Origin of the sequence: Mesorhizobium sp. M8A.F.Ca.ET.021.01.1.1, from assembly GCF_003998025.1 — a bacterium.
Taxonomy (GTDB): domain Bacteria; phylum Pseudomonadota; class Alphaproteobacteria; order Rhizobiales; family Rhizobiaceae; genus Mesorhizobium.
Genome location: NZ_RZSJ01000574.1, coordinates 1 through 3,853, shown reverse-complemented (window position 1 = coordinate 3,853; position 3,853 = coordinate 1). Strand labels below are relative to the sequence as shown.

Annotated in this window: 3 protein-coding genes; all 3 read left to right on the top strand. The window is 66.1% G+C overall.

Annotated elements, in window-relative coordinates:
• Position 1: 1 nt before the first annotated feature.
• Genes EOA36_RS30020 through EOA36_RS30010 form a run of 3 tightly spaced genes read left to right on the top strand, consistent with a single transcriptional unit; the run spans position 2 to position 3,487 of the window.
• Positions 2-1,090, top strand: coding sequence for a diaminopropionate ammonia-lyase (locus tag EOA36_RS30020; protein ID WP_127280577.1), 1,089 nt, complete (start codon positions 2-4; stop codon positions 1,088-1,090).
• The gene (locus tag EOA36_RS30015) at positions 1,087-2,334 is read left to right on the top strand and encodes a Zn-dependent hydrolase (protein WP_127280576.1); all 1,248 of its coding nucleotides are present in this window, start codon (positions 1,087-1,089) and stop codon (positions 2,332-2,334) included. Before EOA36_RS30020 ends, EOA36_RS30015 begins: the two co-directional genes overlap by 4 nt.
• Complete coding sequence (locus EOA36_RS30010; RefSeq protein WP_127280575.1) at positions 2,327-3,487, top strand: M20 aminoacylase family protein; 1,161 nt, start codon at positions 2,327-2,329, stop codon at positions 3,485-3,487. The genes EOA36_RS30015 and EOA36_RS30010 overlap by 8 nt, the downstream gene beginning before the upstream one ends.
• Positions 3,488-3,853 lie beyond the last annotated feature (366 nt).

The window sequence follows — 3,853 nt, the reverse complement described above, 5'->3', positions numbered from 1 at the left end:
CCTGGCAACGCCGCTGCACGCGTTGCCGGCGCTGGGGGGCGAGCTCGGTCTCGCGGCCTTGCACGTCAAGGATGAGGGCTTTCGGCTCGGCCTCGGCAGCTTCAAGGCGCTGGGCGGCGCCTATGCGGTCTTCCGTCTGGTCCTGGAAGAAGCCAGCAAGCGTCTGGGCCGCTCCGTCGATGTCGGCGATCTCGATCGGCCCGAAGTTCGGTCGGTCGCGGCGACCATGACGGTTGCTTGCGCCACCGACGGCAATCACGGCCGCTCCGTCGCGCAGGGCGCCGAGCTCGTCGGTGCCAAGGCGGCGATCTTCGTCCATGCCGGCGTCAGCGACGAACGCGTCGCGGCCATCGCCCGCTACGGGGCCGAGATGATCCGCGTCGACGGCAATTATGACGATTCGGTCAGGCAGGCGGCGCGCATCGCCGCCGAGAAAGGCTGGACGGTGGTTTCCGATACCTCATGGCCGGGCTACGAACGCATTCCGGGGCTTGTCATGCAGGGCTACACGGCGATCGTGCGCGAAGCGCTGCGCCAGCTCTCCGACCCGCCGACGCATGTCTTCGTGCAGGCAGGCGTCGGCGGCATCGCGGCGGCGATCGCCGGCCATCTCGCCATCGTGCTCGGAGAAGCCAGGCCTGTTTTCACGGTGGTGGAACCTGCGCGCGCCGCCTGCGTCTTCGGCGCCGCCAAAGCCGGGCACCCGGTCAAGATCGCGCATGGCGAGGCGACGGTCATGGCGATGCTCGAATGCTACGAGGCCTCGCCGGTCGCCTGGCGCGTGCTGGCACGCGTCGCCGATGCCTTCATGACCGTCGACGAGGACGACGCCGTCGCCGTGATGCGGCGGCTGGCAAGGCCGTCCGGCAACGATCCGGCCATCGTTGCCGGTGAAAGCGGAGGGGTCGGTCTTGCCGGACTGATCCGGGCGATGGCCGGTCACAAGGCCGAGCTTGGCCTCGACGCCACTTCGCGCGTGCTGGTCATCAACACCGAAGCCGCGACCGACCCCCGCCGCTATGCCGAGCTCGTCGGCATGAACCCGGCGGATGTGCTTGCCGGCAAGATGCTTTCAGGAGCAACGCCATGATCTCGATCGACGGACAAAGACTGCTTGGCCGCATCCGCGAACTCGGCGGCATCGGCCGTGATGGCGAGGGCAGGCTGGTGCGGCTGGCCGCCTCCGATGCCGACCGGCTGGGTCGCGACCGCTTCGTCGGCTGGCTGCGCGAGGCCGGGCTCGAAATCGCCATCGATCGCATGGGCAACATCTTCGGCATCTGGCAGGTACCTGAGAACGCCGGGCAGGCGCCAATCCTCGTCGGCTCGCATATCGACACCGTCATCGATGCCGGCATTTATGACGGCTGCTACGGTGTACTGGCCGGCCTGGAGGTCATCGAGACGCTGAAGGGGTCAGGCTATGTCCCGTCGCGCCCGCTCGCGGTCGCCGCCTTCACCAACGAGGAAGGGGTTCGCTATTCCCCCGACATGATGGGTTCACTGGTCCATGCCGGCGGCGTCGATATCGCGGCGGCGCTGGCCGCCGTCGGCACCGACGGCAGCGTGCTGGGGGAGGAGCTGGCCCGCATCGGCTATGCCGGCGACGAGGAGCCCGGCTTCCTCAAACCGCATGTCTATCTCGAACTGCATATAGAGCAGGGCCCGGTGCTGGAACGCGAAGGCGTGCCGATCGGCGCCGTGGAAAACCTGCAAGGCATCTCCTGGCAGCGCATCACCATAGATGGCATCGCCAACCATGCCGGCACCACGCCGATGTGGATGCGCAATGATGCCGGCCATGCGGCTGCGCGTGTCGTCACGTTCCTGCACGACCGCGCCAAAGCCTCGAACACGCCGACCGTTGCAACCGTCGGGACGATGCGTTTCGAGCCAAACGCCATCAATGTCATTCCCTCGCGCGCCGTCTTCACCGTCGACCAGCGCGACCCTTTCGAGCACCGCCTGCAGGCGGAGGAGGCGGCACTTGCCGCATTTCTCGAGGACCTCGCGGCCGCCGATGGCGTCACGGTCTCGGTCGAGCGGCTGGCCCGCTTCGAGCCGGTGATTTTCGATAGCCGCATCGTCGAACTGATCGAGGCTGCCGCCAGCAACCGCGGATTGGTCTCGAAGCGCATGACGTCAGGCGCCGGCCATGATGCGCAGATGATAGCGCGCCTTGCGCCCGCGGCGATGATTTTCGTGCCGAGCGCCAGCGGCATCAGCCACAATCCGCGCGAACATACGGACGATGCCGAGCTTGTCGCCGGCGCCAACATCCTGCTTGATGTCGTCGCCCGCCTTGCGGATCAGGAGATATCAGGCAATGGCTGAAATCGACCGTGACGCGCTGAAGCTGGAGATGACCGGGTGGCGGCGCGATCTGCACGCGCACCCCGAATTCGGCTTCGAGGAGAAACGCACCGCGGCCTTCGTCGCGGCCAAGCTGCGCGAATTCGGCCTGGACGATGTCGCCGAGGGTATCGGCGGCACAGGCGTCGTCGGCACGTTGCAGCGCGGCAACGGCAACCGTGCCATCGCGCTCAGGGCCGACATGGATGCGCTGCGCATATCAGAGCAATCGACCGCGCCACACCGCTCCGGCAATCCCGGTCTCATGCATGCCTGCGGCCATGACGGCCACACGGCGATGCTGCTTGGTGCGGCCAAGCTTCTGGCCGGGGAGGGCGGTTTCGACGGCACCGTGCGCTTCATCTTCCAGCCGGCGGAGGAATGGGGAAAAGGCGCGTTGGCGATGCTCGACGATGGCCTGATGCACCGCTTTCCCTTCGACGAGGTCTTTGGCCTACACAACATGCCTGGCCTGCCCGTCGGGCATTTCGAAACCCGCGCCGGTCCGGTCATGTCGGCCGAGGATATCTTCGAGATCGTGCTCAAGGGGTTGGGCGGCCACGCGGCCCGGCCGCATTCGGGTCAGGAAACGCTGGTCGCCGCCTGTGCGCTGGTCACCAGTCTTCAGACCATCGTCTCGCGCCGGCTGAGCCCGGCCGACATCGCCGTGGTTTCGGTGACCGAGCTGATCACCGACGGCACCCGCAACGCACTGCCGGGCTTTGCCCGCGTCCTTGGCGACGCGCGCAGCTTCCGTCCCGAGGTCAGCGCCGAGATCGAGCGCCAGATGCGCATCATCGCCGAAGGCATCGCTGCCACGTACAATGTTGCCGCCGAGGTCAACTACACCAGGGAATTCGTGCCTTTGCGCAACGATGCCGAACTGGTCGATGCGGCCTTCGCCGCCGCCACGACGGTTTTCGAGCCTGGCAATATCGCGGTCGCCCGCGAACCGATGACGGCGTCGGAGGATTTCGCCCGCTTCCTCGACCACGTGCCGGGCTGCTTCGTCTTCCTCGGCAACGGCGAGGGTTCGGCGCCGCTTCACAATTCCAGCTACGACTTCAACGATGACGGGCTGTTGTTCGGCGTCGATTTCCATGTCGCCATCGCCAGACAGCGGCTTGGGACTTGAACCCACGGGCGGGCTTTTCGCGGCATTTTACCGGGGGAAAACGCCCGGAAAAGGCCGATATCCTTGATCTCGCATGACGCTGCGGCAAGACTCAGCTAGCGTGCTTCATGCGGCGGACCTGATATCCGCCTGGCCGGCGCTATCAGATTACCTCCCAAGCGGCGCCGGCCTTCTCCCCTGCGCCTAAATTAGCTTTCGTTAAATTTAGAATGCTGGCGCTTGGCGGAAGTTAGCGTTTTGCTGCCAAGACTCCACGCTTTGGGTGCTGGGGGAGCCATGGATGCGCGGGCGGAGCTGGATAAAGGCGTTGCGTCAGGACGAAGCGCGGCGAGTGCGCGCGCGTATCGCTGAACTCGAACAAAACTT

Bases quoted from the DNA above. Each gene is read 5' to 3' on its own strand.
- EOA36_RS30015 (WP_127280576.1), top strand. From the start codon at position 1,087: ATGATCTCGATCGACGGACAAAGACTGCTTGGCCGCATCCGCGAACTC.
- EOA36_RS30010 (WP_127280575.1), top strand. From the start codon at position 2,327: ATGGCTGAAATCGACCGTGACGCGCTGAAGCTGGAGATGACCGGGTGG.